This is a genomic window from Sinomonas susongensis, from assembly GCF_005877005.1.
Taxonomy (GTDB): Bacteria; Actinomycetota; Actinomycetes; order Actinomycetales; family Micrococcaceae; genus Sinomonas; species Sinomonas susongensis.
In genome coordinates, this window is the sequence record NZ_SSNH01000006.1 from 124,581 (window position 1) to 144,380 (window position 19,800).

16 protein-coding genes and 2 tRNA genes are annotated in these 19,800 nt (G+C 69.4%); 9 read left to right on the forward strand and 9 right to left on the reverse strand.

Annotation, left to right across the window (positions count from 1 at the left end; translation table 11 throughout):
* The first annotated feature begins 33 nt into the window (after window positions 1–33).
* Entirely contained in the window at window positions 34–1,758 is a 1,725-nt protein-coding gene (poxB, locus tag E6A21_RS09800) for a ubiquinone-dependent pyruvate dehydrogenase (RefSeq protein WP_138443965.1), read from the forward strand.
* 26 nt (window positions 1,759–1,784) lie between these two features.
* Here poxB and E6A21_RS09805 read toward each other — a convergent pair whose 3' ends face one another.
* Entirely contained in the window at window positions 1,785–2,153 is a 369-nt protein-coding gene (locus tag E6A21_RS09805; protein WP_138443966.1) for a winged helix-turn-helix transcriptional regulator, read from the reverse strand.
* An 86-nt stretch (window positions 2,154–2,239) separates the two neighbouring features.
* Here E6A21_RS09805 and E6A21_RS09810 point away from each other — a divergent pair, with 86 nt between their 5' ends.
* Complete coding sequence (locus E6A21_RS09810) at window positions 2,240–2,854, forward strand: NAD(P)-dependent oxidoreductase (RefSeq protein WP_138443967.1); 615 nt, start codon at window positions 2,240–2,242, stop codon at window positions 2,852–2,854.
* Window positions 2,855–2,884: 30 nt separating this feature from the next.
* On the opposite strand, the gene E6A21_RS09815 is transcribed toward E6A21_RS09810, so the two are convergent.
* From E6A21_RS09815 to E6A21_RS09835, 5 genes are all read right to left on the reverse strand, one after another.
* Complete coding sequence (locus E6A21_RS09815) at window positions 2,885–4,291, reverse strand: alkaline phosphatase family protein (RefSeq protein WP_246036334.1); 1,407 nt, start codon at window positions 4,289–4,291, stop codon at window positions 2,885–2,887.
* A 17-nt stretch (window positions 4,292–4,308) separates the two neighbouring features.
* On the reverse strand, window positions 4,309–4,842 hold the full coding sequence (locus E6A21_RS09820; RefSeq protein ID WP_138443968.1) for an RrF2 family transcriptional regulator: 534 nt from the start codon (window positions 4,840–4,842) through the stop codon (window positions 4,309–4,311).
* 83 nt (window positions 4,843–4,925) lie between these two features.
* Window positions 4,926–5,399, reverse strand: coding sequence for a hypothetical protein (locus tag E6A21_RS09825; RefSeq protein ID WP_138443969.1), 474 nt, complete (start codon window positions 5,397–5,399; stop codon window positions 4,926–4,928).
* Window positions 5,396–6,844 carry a phosphomannomutase/phosphoglucomutase gene (locus E6A21_RS09830; protein WP_246036335.1) on the reverse strand — a complete coding sequence of 483 codons (1,449 nt, stop codon included), beginning with the start codon at window positions 6,842–6,844 and terminating at the stop codon, window positions 5,396–5,398. Before E6A21_RS09830 ends, E6A21_RS09825 begins: the two co-directional genes overlap by 4 nt.
* Window positions 6,845–6,921: 77 nt before the next feature.
* Entirely contained in the window at window positions 6,922–8,625 is a 1,704-nt protein-coding gene (locus E6A21_RS09835) for a thiamine pyrophosphate-dependent enzyme (RefSeq protein ID WP_138443970.1), read from the reverse strand.
* Between the two features lie 152 nt (window positions 8,626–8,777).
* On the opposite strand from E6A21_RS09835, the gene E6A21_RS09840 reads away from it, so the two are divergent.
* Window positions 8,778–10,940: a DEAD/DEAH box helicase gene (locus E6A21_RS09840; protein WP_246036336.1), complete on the forward strand. Its 2,163-nt coding sequence runs from the start codon at window positions 8,778–8,780 to the stop codon at window positions 10,938–10,940.
* A gap of 75 nt (window positions 10,941–11,015) precedes the next feature.
* Window positions 11,016–11,104: transfer RNA gene (locus E6A21_RS09845), tRNA-Ser, on the forward strand.
* A gap of 141 nt (window positions 11,105–11,245) precedes the next feature.
* Here the strand turns inward: E6A21_RS09845 and E6A21_RS09850 are convergent.
* Entirely contained in the window at window positions 11,246–13,342 is a 2,097-nt protein-coding gene (locus tag E6A21_RS09850; protein ID WP_246036337.1) for a prolyl oligopeptidase family serine peptidase, read from the reverse strand.
* A 101-nt stretch (window positions 13,343–13,443) separates the two neighbouring features.
* Here E6A21_RS09850 and E6A21_RS09855 point away from each other — a divergent pair, with 101 nt between their 5' ends.
* Entirely contained in the window at window positions 13,444–15,423 is a 1,980-nt protein-coding gene (locus E6A21_RS09855) for an FAD/NAD(P)-binding protein (protein WP_138443972.1), read from the forward strand.
* Between the two features lie 36 nt (window positions 15,424–15,459).
* Here the strand turns inward: E6A21_RS09855 and E6A21_RS09860 are convergent, their stop codons facing one another.
* On the reverse strand, window positions 15,460–16,260 hold the full coding sequence (locus E6A21_RS09860) for a VOC family protein (RefSeq protein WP_138443973.1): 801 nt from the start codon (window positions 16,258–16,260) through the stop codon (window positions 15,460–15,462).
* Window positions 16,261–16,454: 194 nt separating this feature from the next.
* Window positions 16,455–16,542, reverse strand: a tRNA-Ser gene (locus E6A21_RS09865).
* An 84-nt stretch (window positions 16,543–16,626) separates the two neighbouring features.
* On the opposite strand from E6A21_RS09865, the gene E6A21_RS09870 reads away from it, so the two are divergent.
* From E6A21_RS09870 to E6A21_RS09885, 4 genes are all read left to right on the forward strand, one after another.
* Window positions 16,627–17,610 carry an NAD(P)H-quinone oxidoreductase gene (locus tag E6A21_RS09870; RefSeq protein ID WP_138443974.1) on the forward strand — a complete coding sequence of 328 codons (984 nt, stop codon included), beginning with the start codon at window positions 16,627–16,629 and terminating at the stop codon, window positions 17,608–17,610.
* Between the two features lie 55 nt (window positions 17,611–17,665).
* Window positions 17,666–18,322: a bacterial proteasome activator family protein gene (locus E6A21_RS09875; RefSeq protein ID WP_425471538.1), complete on the forward strand. Its 657-nt coding sequence runs from the start codon at window positions 17,666–17,668 to the stop codon at window positions 18,320–18,322.
* 8 nt (window positions 18,323–18,330) lie between these two features.
* The gene (locus E6A21_RS09880) at window positions 18,331–18,771 is read left to right on the forward strand and encodes a hypothetical protein (RefSeq protein ID WP_138443976.1); all 441 of its coding nucleotides are present in this window, start codon (window positions 18,331–18,333) and stop codon (window positions 18,769–18,771) included.
* Between the two features lie 88 nt (window positions 18,772–18,859).
* Entirely contained in the window at window positions 18,860–19,714 is an 855-nt protein-coding gene (locus tag E6A21_RS09885) for an aldo/keto reductase (RefSeq protein ID WP_138443977.1), read from the forward strand.
* The last annotated feature ends 86 nt before the right edge of the window (window positions 19,715–19,800 follow it).

Here is a 19,800-nt window from a genome sequence, read left to right on the forward strand (position 1 = left end):
CCGTCCCTTGGGAACCCGGGCTAGCGTGGCGGAATGACGACCATCGCGCAGAACATCGTCGATACCCTCGCCGCCAACGGAATCCGCAGGGTCTACGGACTCCCCGGAGACTCGCTCAACGGCTTCACCGACGCCCTCCGTGGGACGCCCAGCATCGAGTGGGTCCACGTCCGCCACGAGGAGGCGGGAGCGTTCGCGGCTGCTGCCGAAGCGGCGCTGACCGGGGAGGTCGCCGTGTGCGCCGGTTCCGCGGGACCCGGAAACCTCCACCTGATCAACGGACTCTACGACGCCAACCGGTCACGCGTCCCCGTCCTCGCGATCGCAGCCCACATCCCCAGCGCGGAGATCGGGTCCAACTATTTCCAGGAGACGCACCCGCAGGAGGTCTTCCGCGAGTGCAGCGTGTACGCCGAGCAGGTGACCGACCCAGCGCAGATGCCGCGCATCCTCGAGATCGCCCTCAGGACCGCCGTCGAGAAGCGGGGCGTCGCCGTCGTCGTGCTGTCCGGCGACGTCGCGCTCACCCAGGTCGACTCGGAGCGGGTCACCGTTGTCCGCAGGGCCAAGCCGCGTGTCGTCCCGAGCGACGAAGAGCTGCGCGAGGCCGCGGGCCTCCTCAACTCGGCAGCCAAGGTGACCATCCTTGCCGGCGCGGGCGTCGAGGGGGCCCACGACGAGGTGATCGCGCTTGCCGACGAGCTCGGTGCTCCGATCGTGCACGCCTTCCGTGGGAAGGAGTTCATCGAGTACGACAACCCGTTCGACGTCGGCATGACCGGCCTGCTCGGCTTCAGCTCGGGCTACCGCGCGATGGAGGACTGCGACGCGCTCCTCATGCTCGGCACGGACTTCCCGTACCAGCAGTTCTACCCCGACCACGCGAAGATCATCCAGGTCGACATCCGGGGTGACCAGCTCGGCCGGCGTGCGCGCCTCGATCTGGGACTCGTCGGCGACGTCAAGGACACCGCGACCGCGCTCCTGCCCCTCCTCGAGCGGAAGCGCCGCCGCGCCCACCTGGAATCCTCCCTCAAGCACTACGCGAAGGCGCGCTCGAAGCTCGACGACCTCGCTGCCCCCACGAAGAAGGGCCAGCCGCTCCACCCGCAGTACATCACGAGGGTGCTCGACGAGCTCGCCGCCGACGACGCCGTGTTCACGGCCGACGTCGGGACGCCCGTGATCTGGGCCGCGCGCTATCTCACCATGAACGGACGACGGCGGCTGGTCGGCTCGTTCGCGCACGGCTCCATGGCGAACGCCCTGCCTCACGCGATGGGCGCGCAGGCCACGTTCCGCGGGCGCCAGGTCGTCGCGCTTGCCGGTGACGGCGGGCTGTCCATGCTCATGGGGGAGCTCATCACGCTCGTGCAGAACAAGCTGCCCGTCAAGCTTGTCGTGTTCAACAACGCGTCGCTCAACTTCATCGAGCTCGAGATGAAGTCAGCGGGGTTCGTGAACTTCGGGACGGGACTCGACAACCCGAACTTCGCCGCCGTGGCCGAGGCACTTGGCATCAAGGGCGTACGGGTCGACGACTCGTCCGAACTCGAGCAGGGCCTCAAGGAGGCCCTCGAGCACGACGGGCCCGCGCTCGTCGACGTCGCCACGATCCGGCAGGAGCTCGCGATGCCGCCGACCATCACCGCGCAGCAGGCGAGCGGGTTCACGCTCTACGCGCTCCGTACGGTGCTCTCGGGACGCGGCGACGAGGTGCTCGACCTCGCGAAGACGAACTGGCGGAGGGTGTTCTAGGACCAGCAGCTCGGGACGTGCGCCCCTCACGCCGTCGCAGCGTCGAAGGCGTCTCGTGCTTCGAGGATCTTGCCCGCATGGCTCTCGGCCCACTCGCGGACCGCGTCGAGCGGGCCGAGCAGGCTCTCGCCGACAGCCGTGAGCCGATACTCGACGCGGACGGGCACCTCGGCGAAGACGGCCCTGCTGAGGAGACCGTCGCGTTCGAGGGTCCGGAGAGTCTGGGTCAGCACTTTGGGCGTGATGCCGCCGACGGCGACGCGCAGCCCGCTGAAGCGAAGGGGTCCGTCCTTGAGTGCCTGGACGATGAGTGGAGTCCACTTGTCGCCGATCCGCTGGAGCACGACGCGAGACGGGCAGTCCGGATCCATGACGTCGAACGGGATGCTTTCCATAAAGTAACCATAGCACTTTGAAGTACTTGATATCTTCTGGATACTGTTGATCTGCAGGCACAGCAGGTTCAAAACAAGGAGCTTTCATGAAGATCGCCGTCTACGGAGCCACCGGCATGGTGGGCAGCCAGATCGTCGCTGAAGCGGCCCGCCGAGGCCACGAGGTGACCGCCCTGAGCCGGAAGGGAGCCCCGGTGGAGGGCGCCGCCGTCGTGCGCTCCGCCGACCTGGCCGACGTCGAGACCTACCGTTCCATTGCCGCTGCCCACGACGCCGTCGTGCTCGCGACGTCGCCCGACCGCACCGGCGGCTCCCGCGAGCCCTACTTGGCAGCGCACCAGGCCGTGGCCGAGGTCCCCACCGACGCGCGCCTCTACTTGGTGGGCGGCTTCGGAAACCTGCAGGGCCCGGACGGGACGCAGATCAAGGACCTTCCCGGCTTCCCCGCCGAGTACAAGGCGGAATCGGACACCGTCTTCCGGGCGTACGAGGCGCTCCGCGATTCGGCGGCCGGCCTCGACGTGACTGTCCATGCTCCCGCCGCGGTCATCCAGCCGGGCGAGCGGACCGGCAAGTACACGACCGCTGTCGGTGTCCCCGCTCCGGGTGACTCCATCTCGTCCCAGGACTTCGCGGTTGCCGCCCTCGACGAGCTCGAGAAGCCGCAGTTCCAGGGGAAGATCTTCACCGCCGCCAACTGAGGCGAGGTGCTGGACCGGACGACGGGCCAGCTAATACGTCGTGGCGTTCGGCAGGAGGACCGGCGGGGACGGCTTCTGATTGAAGTTGAAGTCGTTCTCGAGATTCCCAAGGAGCGGATTGTCTTCGCGCACGTCGGGGCGAGGATCGGGGCGGCCATCGGTTGCCGGGTCCAGGCGCTGGCCGTGGAGGAAGTCGTCCTCGATGAACTTCACGTAGGCGTCCTGGCTCAGCGTCTGATGGTCGATGTACCCCTTCTTTGCATAGGGGCTGATGACGATGCCGGGTACGCGGAGCCCATAGCCGTTCTGGTCGACGACGGGCGGCGTGACGTGGTCGTAGAACCCGCCCCAGTCGTCCCACGAGAGGAAGATCGCGGTGCTGCTCCAGTCCGGACCCGACATGATCGCGTTGACGAGTCCCGTGACGTAGGCCTGCCCCGTGCTCACGAGTGCGGGCGGATGCTCGCTCACCGCGCTCGTCGGATCGATCCAGCTCACGGCGGGGAGCGTCCCCTTCTTCGCCGCAGAGTAGAAGTTGGCGAGGGACTGGATGTTGCCCAGCTGCCCGTCCTGCTTGACGGTGTCGAAGTAGGGCAGGGGATTCCAGATGCCCGGCGTCTTGGCGTCCTGCTTGACGGGCGCGCAGGTCATGGCCGAGTCGCTTTCGCAGTCCGGTTCGGTTCCGTTGAACACGTAGTAGCCCCACGAGACGCTCTGCTGGTAGAGGAGGTACGTGAGGTCGGTCCACGCGTAGTCGGGTGCTGGCCTCGGTGGGGACTTCGGCTTCCCGAAGTCGGGCGGGAGCTGCGGGCCCTGCGGCGCGTTCACGCAGGACGCCGCCTGTCCCGGCACGCTGCACTTGGCCGACCACTCCGAGACCATGTAGAGGTGGGACGGCAGGCTCCACGAGGCGTCCGACTGGAACAGGTGGTCCTGGAGGGTGAAGTCCTTCGCGTACGTCCAGTAGTTCGGGATGTCGCGGGCGTCGTGGTAGCCCATCACGTCGGTGACAGCGGCACCGGTGCAGGCAGGGTCATTCGCTGCGCAGTTCGACGACGCATGCTCGGCCTGGGCGATGAACCCGTCCATCTTTCCGCCGTTGACGGCGGCCTTCGCGTTCGACTGGCTGTGCGGGCCGCCCGCGTTGCGGTCCGCGGGATCGTAGTAGGGGCGAACGCACGCGTGCTTGGCCGGGTCCGGGACGCACACCGTGGGAACCCCGTTCTGCATCGGAATCCCGTCGGCCCCGGGGAACGTTCCGAAGTAGCTGTCGAACGAGCGGTTCTCCTGCATGATGACGACGACGTGCTGGATCTTGGAGATGCCGGCGGGCGGCAGGCTCTGAGCCGGTCGCCCGACCGTGAGGCACGCGGCGAAGATCAGGAGGGCGACGACGGCGAGGACCACCCCGACGAGGGTCCTCCGAGGTATGCCCACTGCCCGCTCCGAAGGCCCTAGGCCTGGCTCTCGGCGGCCGTGGGGGCCGCGGCGGCAGCAGGCGGGGCGGCAGGCGGCGGGCCGGCAGGCGCGAATGACGCCGCTGCCGGGGCGAGGCCGAGCTGCAGGAAGACGCGGCTCATCTGGCGGGAGTTCGGGAGCGAGGTGATTCTTACCGCATCGAGTTCCCGGTAGAAGGCCTCACGGGCCCGGCGGAGTGCTGAACGCAAGCCGCATTGGGGCAGGAGGGGGCAGTCGCCGGCCGCTCCTCCCTCGCATTCCGGAAGGTCGGGTCGGGTGTCGAGTGCTCGCAGCACGGAGCCGATCGTCGCGTTCCGGCCCGCCTCGCTCAGCCGGACGCCGCCGGCGCGGCCGCGCGTCGCCTCGATGAGGCCCAGATCGCGCAGCCTGAGCACGGCCTTGCTGACATGGTTGTACGGCGTGCCGACGCCCTCTGCTATGGCCCGCGTCGCGAGCGGCCCCGACGCGTCGACCGCGCTCAGGAGCATGAGGGCCCGGAGACTGACGTCCTCGAAAGCAGTCATGCGCATTCGGCCAGTCTACGCCGAAATACCCAAACATCCGTTCTGATATCGGGCGGTCAGAGGGGAAAACCAGCCGTCAGAGGAGAAAACTACGTGGTGTAGACGGCAGCCTCGTGGCCATCCGCCTCGAGAGCCCCGTACACGTAACCCGTGGCGGTCATCTCGTAGGGGAGGATGGCCGCGAGGACGCCGCCATGCCGGTGCTCGGCCGAGGCGTGGATCCCGTCCGACCCGTGTTCCGGGAGATTCACGTCGCTCGCAATCGCCACGGCTCGTGTACCGTCCCGGCCCTGGCGCAGGAGCTCGACGAGATCGTGGAGCATTGCCTCCGCATCGAAGTCTGACTCGAGCCCGGCTTCCGGCTCGCCTTCCCCGTCGTCCTCGCCGGCCGCGGGCGTGACGAGCACGAGCCGCAGCTCGCCGTCGTCGTCCAGCGTGACCCCGAATGGGAGGAAGCCGCCGTTCTGCTCGAGATGCTCCTGGGCCATGCCCAGGGCTGTGCCCAGCACGTCGTGCAGCTCGCGGAGGACGGTCTCGCCGTCGGAAGCCGGGCCCGAGCTCATGCGCGGACGATCGCGAGCACGTTGTCGCGCACGGACGCGAGCGTCTCGCGGTCCTTTGCCTCTCCGTTGAAGCGGAGGTAGGGCTCGGTGTTGGACGGCCGGAGGTTGAACCACCACGACCCGTCGGCGGCGGAGAACGTCGTTCCGTCGAGCTCGTCGATCGCGACGTCCGGGCCGTCGTACGCTTCGCGCACCCGCGCGACGGCCGCGGCCTTGTCCTCGATCTCCGAGTTGATCTCCCCGGACGAGACGTAGGGCTCGTATTCGGCGCCGAGCTCGGAGAGCGGCCGGTCCTGTCCGCCGAGCGCTGCGAGGACGTGCATCGCGGCGAGCATCCCCGTGTCAGCGTTCCAGAAGTCGCGGAAGTAGTAGTGGGCAGAATGTTCGCCTCCGAACACCGCGCCCTCCTCGGCCATCACGGCCTTGATGAACGAGTGGCCGACGCGTGTGCGCACCGGACGGCCGCCGTCGTGCTCGACGAGCTCGGGCACAGCACGCGAAGTGATGAGGTTGTGGATGATGATCGGCTCTTGCTCGCCACCCGCCTTGGCGCGCGCGATTTCCCGACGGGCGACGAGCCCCGTGATCGCGGACGGCGAGACCGGGTCGCCGTTCTCGTCGATCACGAAGCAGCGGTCGGCGTCGCCGTCGAACGCGAGCCCGATGTCCGCGCCGTGCTCGACGACGGCCTTCTGGAGGTCGCGCAGGTTCTCGGGCTCGAGCGGATTGGCCGGATGGTTCGGGAAGGTCCCGTCGAGCTCGAAGTAGAGGGGCACGATCTCGAGCGGCAGCGCGGGCAGGAGGGTGTCGCCCAGGACAGCCGGCGTCGTCATGCCCGCCATGCCGTTGCCGGCGTCGACGACGACCTTGAGGGGCCGGATGCCCGAAAGGTCGACGAGGCCGCGGAGATGCACCGCGTAGTCTGCGAGGACGTCACGCTCGGACACCGTGCCGGGGTTCTCGACCGAGGGGATCCCGCGTCCGTTTGTCCCGCCTGCGGCGAGATACGCCTCGGCGGCCTTCTGGATCTCCTTGAGACCCGTTTCCGAGGAGACGGGCAGCGCGCCCGGCTTGGCGAGCTTGATCCCGTTGTACTGGGCGGGGTTGTGGCTCGCGGTGAACGTCGCGCCCGCGGCCTGGAGGGCGCCGCACGCGTAGTAGAGCTCGTCGGTCGAGATGAGGCCGATCTTCTCGACGTTGCCGCCCCGGGCCGACGCTCCGCGCGCGAAGGCATCGATGAACTCGGGCGACGAGGGGCGCATGTCACCGCCCACGAGCACCGTCTTTCCCGAGAGGCCGAGGACGTCGACGAACGCAGCTCCCACCGCCTCGACGATGCGGGCGTCGATCGTCTGGCCCACGATCCCACGCACGTCGTACGCCTTGAATGACGCGGAAAGGTCGGTCTGGGGCGCCTGGCCGGCGGAGGTGCTCACGTTGCTCACCCGCCCGATTATGCCAAACGCGGGCCAACAGAGTGCGACATCAAGGCGCCGTCGTCCGTGGGAGCAGCGAGACGGGCTCAGTACGCCTTGACACGCTGCTCGACGATGAGGTGGATGAGGGCGAAGGTCCCGTCCTCGTCGATCGCGCGGAGGGCCGACTGGATCGCGGCGGGGACGTCGGCGTCGTTCTCGACCCGCACGCCGAACCCGCCGAAGGCCTGGGCCATGAGCGCGAAGTCGGGGTTCTTGAGCTGGGTGCCCGAGACCCGACGGGGGTACTGGCGCTCCTGATGGGTGCGGATGGTGCCGTACTCCTGGTTGTCCATGACGATCACGAGCGGCGTCGCCCCGTACTGGGCTGCCGTGGCGAGCTCCTGGCCGTTCATGAGGAACTCCCCGTCCCCGGCGATCGTCACCACCCGGCGCCCCGGATGGGCGAGCGACGCCGCGATCGCGGACGGCACGGAGTAGCCCATCGAGCCGTTGCGGGCGCTGATCATCGAGGCGTAGCGCTGGGTGGGGAAGTAGCGGTGGGCCCAATTGGTGTGCTCGCCCGCGCCCAGGGTGACAATGGCGTCATCGGGCAGGGTGGGGACGAGGTTGGCCATGAGGGTGTCCATGCGCGCCGGCCCCTCGGTGGGCGTCGCGGGAGGAAGGGCAGCGAACTTCTCCTGCTCCCCGCGCATGCGCTCGGTCCAGGCCGCCCACTCCTCGCGCACCGGCAGATTGATCATGACGAGGTCCCGGACGAACACATCCGGCTTGGCCACGATCTGGTACGAGACCGGCCCCGAGCGGCCGCGCAGGGACGGGTCGATCGTGACGAGGAAGTTCTTCTTCGTCCAGTCCTGCCGCACGAGGAACCCGTCGGTGATCACGTCCCCGGGCACGGTGCCGACGAAGATCAGCAGGTCCGTCTCCTCGAGGAGGTCGTAGGTCGGCTTCGGGCGCCCGTAGCCGATCGGGCCGACATAGGAGGGGGAATCGAACGGGATGGTGCCCTCGCAGCGCCATTCGGCGGCCGCCGGGATGCGGTGCTCCTCGAGCCAGTGGGTCAGCGCGGTGGCGCCCTCCTGGGTCCAGTCGCTGCCGCCGACGACGAAGAGCGGCTTCTCCGCCGCGAGCAGGGCGCTCTTGACCGCCTTCCAGTCGGTGACCGTCATCCCGCCCGTCGCCACGGGGATCTTCGGGTGGATCGTGGCGTCGATCTCCTGCTGGATGATGTCCTCGGGAAGGCCGACGACGACCGGCCCGGGCCGCCCGTTGAGCGCCGCGAACATCGCCTCGGCCACGATTTCCGAAGCCCGCTCGGCGTGGTCCAGGACCATGACGCGCTTGGCTCCGGTGTCGAACCAGGACTTGATGTCGAACTCTTGGAACGCCTCGCGGTCACGGTGCGCGAAGGGAATCAGGCCCACGAACAGGACCATCGGGGTCGAGTCCTGCCACGCCGTGTGCAGGCCCACGTGGGCGTTGGCCGCCCCCGGGCCGCGGGTGACCATCGCGACGCCGGGGAGCTGGTTCATCTTGCCGTCCGCCTCGGCCATGTACGCGGCGCCGCCCTCATGGCGGCACACGATCGTCTCGATCGGGGACTCGTGCAGGCCGTCGAGCACGTCGAGGAAGGACTCGCCCGGCACTACGTAGCTGCGGGTCACACCGTGGGCCACGAGGGAGTCCACGATCACGTGGCCGGCGGACTTCTTCACGGGGATGGAAGCGGGATCGGAACTGCCGGCGGGCAGGCTCGGATCGGACAGGGGCGGCGCCGTTGCCGTCATGGAGGTACATCCTTCTTGTTGGCACTGAGAATGGGTGTGTTTCTACCGTATCGGGCGGTTGGAAGCCGCGGGAGCCAGAAGTGTCAGACGTCACGGGGATACTTGAAGGCATGGTCCGGAGTTCCAGTCACTTCTCCCCAGCCGAAGGTTCTATGACGTTTTCTGACAGCGGTGCCCCCGCCTCCGGCGAGCTGCATGCGCAGGCTCTCGAGATGCTCCGCAAGCTCGTGGGCCGTGACGACGCAGCCTTCCATCCGGGGCAGTTCGAGGCCATCGAAGCGCTCGTGGCGCATCGCCGTCGGACGCTCGTCGTCCAGCGCACGGGGTGGGGCAAGTCGGCGGTGTACTTCGTCGCGTCGCTCCTCCTCCGGGCCCGCGGCGCGGGCCCGACACTCATCGTGTCCCCGCTCCTCGCACTCATGCGGGACCAAGTCGAGGCGGCTGCGCGAGCCGGGGTGCGCGCGGTGGCCATCAACTCGGCCAACCGGCTCGATTGGGACGAAGTGCACGCCGCGCTCGCCGCGGATGCGGCCGACGTCGTCCTCATCTCGCCCGAGCGGCTCACCAACCCGGCGTTCCGCGAACAGCAGCTGCCCGAGCTCCTGGCGCGAACCGGGCTGCTTGTGGTGGACGAGGCCCACTGCATCTCCGACTGGGGGCACGACTTCCGGCCCGACTACCGCCGCATCGCGGCGCTCATCGACGAGCTACCACCGTCGGTGCCCGTGCTTGCAACGACCGCGACAGCGAACGCGCGCGTCGTCGCGGACGTCGAGGAGCAGCTCGGGGCGGACGTGCTGACGCTGCGCGGCCCGCTCGGCCGAGACTCGCTGCGCCTCGGCGTCCTGCGGATGCCCGAGGCCGGGCATCGGCTTGCGTGGCTCCTCCAGCACCTCGGCGACCTGCCGGGAAGCGGCATCATCTACACCCTCACCGTCTCGGCTGCGGAGGACACCGCCCGGCTCCTCGCCGAGGCGGGCTATCGCGTCCTCGCGTACACGGGCAAGACCGACACCGGCGAGCGGGAAGAGGCCGAGCGCCTGCTCAAGGGCAACGCGGTCAAGGCCCTCGTCGCTACGTCCGCTCTCGGCATGGGGTTCGACAAGCCGGACCTCGGTTTCGTCGTGCACCTGGGTGCACCGTCGTCTCCGGTCGCCTACTACCAGCAGGTCGGGCGCGCGGGCCGCGGGGCCGCGCACGCCGACGTGCTCCTCCTGCCCGGATCGGAGGATCGGGAGATCTGGCGCTATTTCGCGACCACATCGATGCCCGATCGGTCCAAGGCCCACGCGGTCCTCGACGCGCTCGCGGCCGCCAGCGGCCCACTCTCGACGGTTGCGCTCGAGGCGCAGGTCGAACTGCGGCGCACGCAGCTGGACCTCCTGCTCAAGGTGCTCGCGGTGGACGGCGCTGTCGAGCGGGTTGGCGGCGGATGGCGATCGACGGGCGCGCCCTGGGAGTACGACGGCGAGCGGTACCGGCGCATCGCCGCGGCGCGGGAGGCGGAGCAGGCCGCGATGGTCGCGTACGAGGAGACGACCGCGTGCCGCATGGAGTTCGTCACGACCCAGCTCGACGACGAGACCGCTGCTCCCTGCGGCCGGTGCGACAACTGCGCGGGCCGCTGGTTTCCCGCCGACGTCGACCCGGGGGTGCTCGAGCGGGCAGGGGAGCAGCTCCGTCACGCCGGTGTTCCCATTGAGCCGCGCGCGCAGTGGCCGAGTGGCATGGACAAGCTCGGCGTTCCAGCCAAGGGCCGCATTCCCGCGGGCGAGCAGCTTTCGGAGGGTCGTGTCCTCGCCCGCCTCACCGACCTCGGCTATGGGGGAGCGCTGCGTGAGCTGTTCGCGCCGTCGGCGTCCGACGGCGAGGTGCATGCCGGGCTGCGGCCCGCCGTCGTCGAGCTCCTCGCGGGATGGGCTCGGGGGGACGGCTCGGCGGGGCCGTGGAGCGGCGTCGGGAGGCCCGCAGGCGTGGTCGCGATGCCATCTGCCACGCGCCCTCTGCTCGTTGAGTCGCTCGCCCGCGGTATCGCCGAGGCGGGGCGGCTGCAATACCTCGGGGCACTGTCCCGGACGGCTTCGGCGAGGCCGGGCCAGGCGGGGGGGAACTCCGCGTTCCGGCTCGCCGGGGTGTGGTTCGCGTTCGACGTCGGCCCCGAGCTTGAGGCTGCTGTCGCAGGGATCGGGGGCGCTTCCGTGTTGCTTGTCGACGATCTCGTGGACAGCAGATGGTCGCTCACCGTGGCTGGTCGGCTGTTGCGCCTGACCGGTGCCGGGCCCGTGCTGCCGCTCGCACTCGGGCAGGCCGGGTAAGCCGGCGCCGGCTCGCGGTTCCGCTTTGCGTCCGTCCGCCGGTTCTGGGTACCCTTGGGGAGCTAGCGATAGCAAGGAGACGTGCCAGAGCGGCCGAATGGACTTCACTGCTAATGAAGGGTCCGGGGAAACTTGGACCGGGGGTTCAAATCCCCCCGTCTCCGCCGTGTGAACGCCCCCGGTCTTTGAGCCGGGGGCGTTCTACTTTTCCTCGATTGCGCTCTCGTTGGGCAGGGCCTCGGAGGGAAGCCTCAGAGTACGGAAGTCTCGATTCATTCCGACTCAGTGGTTCTTCCGCGATCCGCCTACGCGCCCAGCGACCTCCACAGGAATGCTTGGCTCCTCGCTTGGAGGGCCGCCGCCTGGCGGTTGTCTGAGGCGCCGGCGTGGCCGCCCTCTAGCGCCTCGTGGTACCAGACGTTCGGAATTCCCATCGCCAGCATCCGCGCCGCCATCTTGCGTGCCTGCACGGGCCCCACGCGATCGTCGGACGTCGCGGTCCAGATGAACGTGTCGGGGTAGTCGACCCCGTCGCGCAGCAGGTGGTACGGCGAGAACGTCTTGATGAACTCCCACTGCTCGGGCACGTCTGGGTCGCCGTACTCCGCGATCCATGACGTACCCGCCGAGAGCTTCGTGTAGCGCCGCATGTCCAGCAGCGGCACGCCACACGAGATCGCGCCGAAGAGCTCGGGATAGCTCACGAGCATGTTCCCCACGAGCAGGCCGCCGTTCGACCCACCCGTACAGCCGAGGTGCGCGGGGGAGGTCACGTCGCGGCGGACCAGGTCGCGTGCCACCGCGGCGAAGTCCTCGTACGCCCGGTGGCGGTTCTCCTTGAGCGCGGCCTGATGCCAGGCCGGACCGTATTCCCCGCCGCCCCGGATGTTCGCCACGACGTACACGCCGCCCCGCTCGAGCCACGCCCGACCGATTATCCCGCTGTAGGCGGGGGTGCGTGAGATCTCGAAGCCGCCGTACCCGCTCAGCTGTGTCGGGTGGGATCCATCGAGCTCGAGGTCCTTCGGCCCGACCTGGAAGTACGGGACCTGCGTGCCGTCCTCCGAAGTGGCGAAGTGCTGCTCGACGGTTAAGCGGCTCTCGTCGAAGAACGACGGCGCCCTCTTGACTTGGTCGTTGCCCCCGCCGATGGTGCCGCGGAGGAGCGTCGTCGGCGTGAGGAATCCCGTCGCGATGAGCCAGTAGTCGTCGCCGGCCTCGGGGTCCTCGTCGTCGACCGCGTAGCTCTCCACGAGGTGGAGCGGTGGGCACGCGTCGAGCTCGGCGGCGGACCATTCAGCCGATCCCGAGGCGGGCGGGGTCAGGACGCGGATCTCCGAGGACACGTCGCGGAGCAGGTTCACGAGGAGATGGTTGCGCGTCCAGCTCCAGGACTGAAGGGACGTGTGCGCGTCGGGGGAGAAGAGCAGCGTGAGCTCTTTGGAGCCGCCCATGAAGGCCTCGAAGCCGGCGGCGAGCAGCGACCCGGCACGGTGGACGGCGCCGTCGAGCTCCCAGTCGCGCTGCGGTCGGAACAGGATCCATTCACGATGCACGTCGATGTCGACGTCGGTGGGGACGGGAATCTGCTGCCACCCGCCGTCGCGCCACACCGAATGCTGGACGTCGAAGAAGCTGATCCGATCGCTCGCGAGCAGCCGCTCGAATCCGGGAGTGTCGTCGAATCCGCCGCTCGCCATGAGATGGTCGGCGGGCACCTCGAAGATCACCTCGGCATCGTCGAGCGCCACGCCGCGCGGGAGCTTGCGTACGATCCGTGGGTACGAGGACGTCGTGACCGCGTCGGGGCCCAGCGTCGACGAGACAATGAGGGTCTCGGCATCGAGCCAGTCCGCCCCGCCCTTGGCGGCCGGCAACGAGAAGCCGCCGTCCTCCGGGGACACGAAGGCCCGCTCGTCGACGTCGTACTCGCGCAGCGCTGACGCGTCGCCGCCATCGGGGGAGAGCCGCACCATGCAGCGCCGCCAGGACTTCCCGTCGGCCGGGCGGAGGAAGCTTGCACCGCCCCACACCCACTCCGTGCCCTCGCGCTCCGCGAGCGCGTCGACGTCGAGCAGGATCTCCCACTCCGGTGAGTCCGTCACATAGCTCTCCCAGCGGGTGCGCCGCCAGAGCCCCTTGGGATTCTGAGCGTCCCGCCAGAAGTTGTAGTACCAGTCACCTCGCTTGGTGACCATCGGGATGCGGTCCTGGGAGTCCATCACCTCGAGGATCTCGGCCTCGAGTTCGGGGTAGTCGCCGGTCTCCAGGAGGTCCTCGGTCCGCGCGTTCTGCTCGCGCACCCAGTCGAGCTGCTCGGTCCCGTGAATGTCCTCGAGCCAGAGGTTCTCGTCCACGGGTTCCCTGGGGACAGGAGTGAGGGTCTGCGCCGGATCCGTCATGCTGCTCATCCTCGCACGGGGCGCCGACAGCGCAAGGGGCATGCGCTATGCGTCACCTGTGACGCGGAGGGCGCTGTGGGCCGCCGGGTTAAGCTCGGAGGATGATTCCGGGAGGTGCACGAGCGCGGCTGCGCGTCGCCGTCGTCGGCGGCGGCCCGCGCGGTGCCTCCGCCGTCGAGCGCCTCCTCGCGAACTGGTCGGCTGCGGAGCCGCGTGTGGGGGCCGGCGCGGACCGGCCCCGGGAGCTCGAGGTCACCGTTTACGAGCCGTTCGTAGCCGGGCCGGGACGGGTCTGGCGGACGGAGCAGCCCCGCGAGTTCCTCATGAACACGCCGTGCTTCTTCCCGACGCTCATCCCTTCGGAGCCGGGGCTGGCCAAGCCACTCGCCGGCGGCAGCTTCGACGACTGGCGAGAGGCGCGCAAGACCGGACTCGCAGAGGAGAACGCGACCGGCCTCAGCCCCGAGGAGGCCGCGGAGCTCGCCGTCCTCGGGCACTCCGACTTCCCCCCGCGCGCACTGTACGGCCGCTACCTGGCCGACACGTTCGCTGCGGTCGTCGAGGCGGCCCCGCTCGGCGCGCGGGTCGACCACCTCCGCGAAGAGGTGACCCGCCTCGGCCGCACCCCCCACGGATGGGCCCTCACGACCCGCGACGGCCGCGCCCGCGAGGCGGACGCGGTTGTCCTGGCACTCGGCCACGTGCCCTCGAAGCTGAACCAGACGCAGCGCGCGCTCGCCGAGGCGGCAGCCCGGCTCGGCCTGACCTACCTCCCGCCCGCCGCCCCGGCCGACGTCGACTGGGACGCGCTCCCGAGCGGAAGCACGGTCCTCGTGCGCGGGATGGGCCTCAACTTCTTCGACGTCATGGTCCGCCTGACCGAGGGACGCGGCGGGCGATTCAAGGAGCGGCCGAACGGCCAGTTGGAGTACGTGGCATCGGGCCGCGAACCGCGCCTCGTTGCCGCTTCCCGACGGGGCGTGCCGTACCGGGGCAAGGTCGAACTCGGCGCCTACTACGCGCCCAGCGTCCGCCTGCGCTGGCTCACCCGGGCCGCCGCGCTCGCCCCTCGGGAGGCGGGGCTCACGCCGTCGTTCGACGCGGACCTCTGGCCGCTCCTCCACCGCGACACGCTCTGGGCTTACTACTCGACGCTCGCGCGCACCACGCCCGACGAGGTCGCGCCGGGGTTTCTCGATGCGCTCGACGCCGCGCTCGCCGTCCCGGGGCCGACGTGGGAGGAACGGGCCGAGGCTGTCGTCGAAGGCGCCATCCGTGACGGGCTCCGCCTCGACCTGCGCGGCCTCGGTGCCCCGCTCGCGGGCCACCACTTCGCCCGGCGCGAAGACCTCGACGCCCGCGTCCTCACCTATCTCGACGACGACGCGGCAGGGTCGGCGCGTGGAGAGGACGACCCCGTCAAGATGGCGATCGCCGCCCTGCACCGCGGGCGGGCCGTGCTCAAGGAGGCGGTCGCCGATGGGGGCATCACGGAGGAATCGTGGGTCTCGGGCCTGCGCGGCTGGTTCGAGGGGCTCGTCGAGGGGCTCGCGAGCGGGCCCCCGCCCTTGCGCATCCGCCAGCTCGCCGCACTCATCCGTGCGGGCGTGCTGAGCACGGTCGGACCCGAGCCCCGTTTTCGCGTGGACCGGGGGGCGGGCTGCTTCGTCGCGGAATCGCCCTGGGTCGGAGGGCCGCCCGTCTACGCGGCCGCAATGGTCGAGGCCCTCGCCCCGGCGAATGTCGTGGGCGCCGCCGATTCGCCCCTGCTGGAGGGGCTCCTCGCGGACGGGCTGGCGCGCCCCAGATACGTCGCCGGCGCGGACGGCGTGCCCAGGCCGGCCAGCGGTCTCGACGTGACCATGCCGCCCTACCGGCCCCTCGACGTGAACGGCCAGCCTGTCCGCGGCCTTTACGTCCTCGGGCTGCAGCTCTCCGCCGTCCAGTGGGGCACCGCGATCGCGGCCGAGGCGCATCCTTTCGGGGCGCCTGGGGAAGCGAACGACGGTGCCCCCTACCCGAGTGCCCAGCGGACGCTGCGCGACGCGGACGCGGCGGCGAAGGACATTCTGGGGATCTAGGCGGCGGCCATCCTCGGAAGGTCCGTTCGCTTCGGGCTAGGCCTGACCCTCCGCTGAGGCCTGCGAGAGGTCCTGGTGAATGAGGAAGACGGCGCCGAGCGGATCGGTGAGCGTGGCGATGCGGCCGAACGGGGTGTCCTCCGCGTTCCGGACGATCTGGCCCCCGAGCCGCTGGGCGGCCTCGACGGCCGCATCCGTGTTCTCGACTCCCCAGTAGATCTGCCAGTTCGACGGAACGCCCTCGGGGAGGATGCCGTCCGCGTCCATGACACCGGCCTTCGCCTCACGTCCGGCGCCGAGGGTCGTGTACCGGAACTCCGGGGTGTCGCTCATCGTCTCGGTCTCCCATCCGAGCACGTCCTGGTAGAACTTCACCGTCTGCGGGTAAGCGCGGGAGAGCACCTCGAACCAGACGGGCGAGCCCGGCTCCGCGAGCTTCCCGAAGCCCGTGTGGCCGCCGGGCTGCCAGCCGCCGAAAGCCGCCCCGCCGGCGTCGCCGAACATCGCCATGTGCCCCTGCTCGGGGACTTCCATCGGCGGCATGAAGACCTGCCCGCCGTTCTCCTGGACCTTGCCCGCGGTCTTCGTGATGTCCTCGGTGAGCAGGTAGACGGTCCAGACGTCGGGCATCGTGTCCTGGTCGGGCATCTTCGGCATGATGCCGGCGACCTGCTCTCCGTCCTTGAACGCGGTCGTGTAGCCGCCGTACTTGTCGGGGTCGCTGCCCTCGAAAGTCCAGCCGAAGAGTTCGCCGTAGAAGGACTTGGCCTTCTCGAGGTCACTCGTCATGAGGTCGGCCCAGCAGGGGGCTCCCGGGGTGAGATCGGGCTTGGGCATGGATGCTCCTTGCGATTGGTTCTGCGTGGGTGGATTCGTCGCGCTCCTGACTCTGCCGACGCTATAAGCGGCCACCGACACTTTCAAGGCCACGATCGAACGCTCGTCCGCGCCACGCCAATGAGCAGGCAAAACGAACGGCACCCCCGGTCGGAAGACCAGGGGTGCCGTTCACGTCCCGGGAGACGATGCTGCGGAAGGTAAGGGATTTGAACCCTTGGTACGGGGTGACCGCACACTGGTTTTCAAGACCAGCTCCATAGGCCGCTCGGACAACCTTCCTCGTGCCTAGTAGTGTTTCATAGGCACCAGACTTGACGAAACCGACGGCATCCGGAACCGATGCCGGATGCCCCGGGAGGAAGCATGAAGGCCGTGTACATCGCCGAGCCCGGCGGCCCTGAAGCCCTGCAGGTCCGCGAGGTCGAGGACCCTCTGCCGGGACCGGGCGAGGTGCTCATCGACGTCGTGGCCGCCGGCATCAACCGGGCTGACGTCCAGCAGCGCCGCGGCTTCTACCCGCCGCCTCCGGGTGCCTCCGAGGTGCCGGGCCTCGAAGTCTCCGGCCGCATCTCGGCGTTCGGCCCCGACGTCGTCCGTCCCTTCTCTGCGGGGGACAAGGTCGTCGCGCTCCTGTCGGGCGGGGGGTACGCGCAGAAGGTCGCGGTGCCCGCCGAGCAGGTGCTGCGCATCCCCGAGGGAGTGGACCTCGTCACCGCGGCGAGCCTTCCCGAGACCGCGGCGACCGTTTACTCGAACCTCATGATGACGGCGCAGCTCCAGCCCGGCGAGCTCGTCCTGATCCACGGGGCGACGGGCGGGATCGGCACCATGGGCGTCCAGATGGCGAAGGCCTTCGGGGCGCGCGTCGCCGCGACCGCGGGAAGCGACGAGAAGGTCAGCACTGCGCGGGCCTTCCTCGGCGTCGACGTCGCGATCAACTACCGGGAGCAGGACTTCGTCGAGGCGGTCCGCGATGCGACGGACGGCCGCGGCGCGGACGTGATCCTCGACGTCGTCGGCGCGAAGTACCTCGAACGGAACGTCGAGGCGCTCGCCCCGTATGGGCGGCTCGTGGTGATCGGCCTCCAAGGGGGTGCGAAGGCCGAGCTCAACCTCGGTCTCCTCGTCAACAAGCGCGCGGCGATCATCGGAACCGCGCTGCGGCCGCGGCCCGTCAAGGAGAAGGGCGTCATCATGTCCGCGGTGCGCGAGCAGGTCTGGCCGCTCATCGCAGACGGACGCATCAAACCCCTCGTGGACCGGACCTTTCCCCTCGAAGACGTCCAGAAGGCGCACGAGTACTTCGACTCCGGCGAGCACGTGGGCAAGGTCCTCCTCACGATGTAGCCGTTCGCTTCCCGCGAAGGACAGGCCACCCAGCGGCGCGGAGCCACATGAGAGGATGGGCGACATGAGTGAAGCGCACGGGAGCTCGGCGCCGAACGGCGGGCCGCACGACGACGACGCATTCGTCGGGACCACCATCGACGGCGGGCGGTCCAACGGTCGCGCGGGCGAGGGCGCGGGTCACCATGACGAACAACCCGAGCGCCCCCGGCGTGCGAGCGTCCAGGAACTCGTCGACGAGCCCGCGAAGGTCATGCGGATCGGGACGATGATCCGGCAGCTGCTCGAAGAGGTGAAGGGGGCCCCGCTCGACGAAGCCGCCCGAACGCGCCTCGCCGAGATCCACGATCGCTCCATCCAGGAGCTCGAAAACGGCCTTGCCCCCGAGCTCGTCGATGAACTACACCGCATCTCCCTGCCGTTCTCGGACGAGGCCGTGCCCTCGGAGTCCGAGCTCCGGGTCGCGCAGGCCCAGCTCGTCGGCTGGCTCGAGGGGCTCTTCCACGGGATCCAGACGGCCATCGCCGCCCAGCAGGCAGCCCACCAGCTCGCCGCGGCGCAGGTCCAGCTCCGGCAGCTCCCGCCCGGCACCATGATCGCGCCCGGCGTCGTGATCGGAGAGAACGGCGAGCCGCAGCGCACCCCCGGCCCCATCGAGCCTGAGCGCCCGCGCACCGACCGCCCGGAACACGGCCCGGGCCAATACCTCTGAGCCCCCTGGTGGGAGTTCTCGGCAACGTTCTTCGCGGACGCCGCGACGATGCGGAGCTCGGCAAGGGCCTGTGGCGGCGCGCGCACGACCGCTTCCAGCGTGGGCTCGACCGGTACCACCAGGTTCTCGAGGGAGTCGAGGACGATGGGCTCTACGCGGAGCTCGTGGTCATCGCCGACGCGCTTTCCGACCTCCTCCCGCGCGTGCGCGCCGTGTGCGTGGCGTGCCAGCAGCGTTCACCGAGCGACGGTTTCGACGTGCCGGGCGACCTTGCTCCGGTCCACCGTGCTCTCTCCAAGGCCGGGAATGCCCTCGCGACGACCGCGGAAGCGGCCGCGATGCTGAGCCTCGCAGTAGGACCTGTGCCCGTCGGGGCCCTCTCCGTGCAGCGACGCGCGGCATCCGTGCTCGAGCAGGTAGAGCTCGCAGAGCAGTACGTCGCTGCCTGAAATATTCCCCCGTTCGCGATTCGCGAAGTCGCGTGGCAACTTCGGAAACTCCACCCGCTACCGGTTGCGCCGATGGCAGGATGAGGACATGGCTTCTACCGATTCCCTGACATCCCCTGTGCTCACTTTCCACGACGGGAACCAGATCCCCCAGCTCGGCTACGGCGTCTGGCAGGTCGAGGACGCTGTCGCGGAGCGCGTGGTCGGCGAGGCGTTCGAGGCCGGCTACCGCCACATCGACACCGCCGCGATCTACGGCAACGAAGCGGGCGTGGGCCGCGCGATCGCCTCTTCCGGCCTGGCACGCGAAGACCTCTTCATCACCACCAAGCTCTGGAACGCGGACCAGGGCGCCGGCAAGGTCGGGCCGGCATTCGAGGCGTCGCTCGACAAGCTCGGCCTCGAGTACATCGACCTCTACCTCATCCACTGGCTCCAGCCGAAGCAGGGCAAGTACGTCGAGACGTGGCAGGAGCTCGTCAAGCTCCATGCGGAGGGCCGCGTCCGCTCGATCGGCGTCTCCAACTTCACGGTCGAGGCGATGCAGGAGATCGAGCGCGAGACGGGCGTCCTCCCGGTCATCAACCAGGTCGAGACCCACCCGTACTTCCCCCAGTCCGAGCTTCGTGCGTTCGAGTCCTCGAGCGGCATCCTCCACGAGTCGTGGTCGCCGCTCGGCCAGGGCAAGGACCTCCTCGAGGATCCCGCCCTCAAGGCGATCGCCGACAAGCACGGCGCGACCGTCCCGCAGGTCGTCATCGCCTGGCACCTCGCACTCGGCAACGTCGTGATCCCGAAGTCGGTCACGAAGGAGCGCATCGCGCAGAACTGGGCCTCGCTCGGCGTGAGCCTCGACTCCGAGGACCTCGCAGCCATCGCGCAGCTCGACAAGGGCGCCGAGGGCCGCATCGGCCCCGACCCCGCAGTGAGCGACTTCGCCTGATCACAGGTCGGCTCTGATCCAGAACGTCCTCGTCCAGCCGTCGCCTCCCCCAAGTCTCATTCCTCGGGCGGCGGCGGCTGGACGCG

Excerpts from the sequence above, each read along its gene's own strand:
- E6A21_RS09805 (WP_138443966.1), bottom strand. The coding sequence starts at position 2,153 with ATGGAAAGCATCCCGTTCGACGTCATGGATCCGGACTGCCCGTCTCGC.
- E6A21_RS09875 (WP_425471538.1), top strand. The coding sequence starts at position 17,666 with ATGGGCGACATGAGTGAAGCGCACGGGAGCTCGGCGCCGAACGGCGGG.
- E6A21_RS09840 (WP_246036336.1), top strand. The coding sequence starts at position 8,778 with ATGACGTTTTCTGACAGCGGTGCCCCCGCCTCCGGCGAGCTGCATGCG.
- E6A21_RS09885 (WP_138443977.1), top strand. The coding sequence starts at position 18,860 with ATGGCTTCTACCGATTCCCTGACATCCCCTGTGCTCACTTTCCACGAC.
- E6A21_RS09870 (WP_138443974.1), top strand. The coding sequence starts at position 16,627 with ATGAAGGCCGTGTACATCGCCGAGCCCGGCGGCCCTGAAGCCCTGCAG.
- E6A21_RS09860 (WP_138443973.1), bottom strand. The coding sequence starts at position 16,260 with ATGCCCAAGCCCGATCTCACCCCGGGAGCCCCCTGCTGGGCCGACCTC.
- E6A21_RS09825 (WP_138443969.1), bottom strand. The coding sequence starts at position 5,399 with ATGAGCTCGGGCCCGGCTTCCGACGGCGAGACCGTCCTCCGCGAGCTG.
- poxB (WP_138443965.1), top strand. The coding sequence starts at position 34 with ATGACGACCATCGCGCAGAACATCGTCGATACCCTCGCCGCCAACGGA.
- E6A21_RS09820 (WP_138443968.1), bottom strand. The coding sequence starts at position 4,842 with ATGCGCATGACTGCTTTCGAGGACGTCAGTCTCCGGGCCCTCATGCTC.
- E6A21_RS09835 (WP_138443970.1), bottom strand. The coding sequence starts at position 8,625 with ATGACGGCAACGGCGCCGCCCCTGTCCGATCCGAGCCTGCCCGCCGGC.
- E6A21_RS09855 (WP_138443972.1), top strand. The coding sequence starts at position 13,444 with ATGATTCCGGGAGGTGCACGAGCGCGGCTGCGCGTCGCCGTCGTCGGC.
- E6A21_RS09810 (WP_138443967.1), top strand. The coding sequence starts at position 2,240 with ATGAAGATCGCCGTCTACGGAGCCACCGGCATGGTGGGCAGCCAGATC.
- E6A21_RS09850 (WP_246036337.1), bottom strand. The coding sequence starts at position 13,342 with ATGACGGATCCGGCGCAGACCCTCACTCCTGTCCCCAGGGAACCCGTG.